Below are 527 nucleotides of genomic sequence, written 5' to 3' on the forward strand. Positions count from 1 at the left end.
GGGCATTTGCATATCCGCCAAAGCGCTGATTCAAAAATGATACCTGATCGTTATCGAGAGCATTTATCCACGCAGAGTATGCATGGAAGACCATCTCTGCATTCTCATGTCCCATCTGATTCGCTATAAAAGCAGGATTAGCACCCGCCGACAACATCCAGCACGCATATGTATGACGCAACTGATAGGGGCGTCTGCGGCGAATGCCCGAACGCCTTACTGTAATGTCCCATATTCTTATGCCGTCGGCAGCTACTTCGTGGGCTCCATGCCTTGGTGGAACGTAGTGCGTCTTGGTGAATTGGCTTAAATCACTGATTTATGTTTATATCAATTTTGGATTTGTTATTGGTGTAAACCTAGGGTTTGTATGTGGTGCTTTTTTAGGTCGTTAGCCCAGTGATGGAAAAATTACTTAGACAGGCTGAAGAAGGTGGGTTGGAGGAAGATGACGGCAAGCGAGCTAGTACGACAGTGGGGTAATGACTCCAACTTATTGATAGTGTTTTATGTTCAGATAATGCCCG

1 protein-coding gene is annotated in these 527 nt (G+C 45.7%); it reads right to left on the minus strand.

What is annotated here, in order from left to right:
- A partial coding sequence (locus ADJ24_RS24015; RefSeq protein ID WP_414630118.1) for a tyrosine-type recombinase/integrase occupies nt 1-319 on the minus strand: 319 nt, incomplete at its 3' end.
- Between the last annotated feature and the right edge of the window lie 208 nt (nt 320-527).

Origin of the sequence: Enterobacter sp. 940_PEND (assembly GCF_001059415.1) — a bacterium.
GTDB classification, from domain to species: domain Bacteria; phylum Pseudomonadota; class Gammaproteobacteria; order Enterobacterales; family Enterobacteriaceae; genus Enterobacter; species Enterobacter cloacae_M.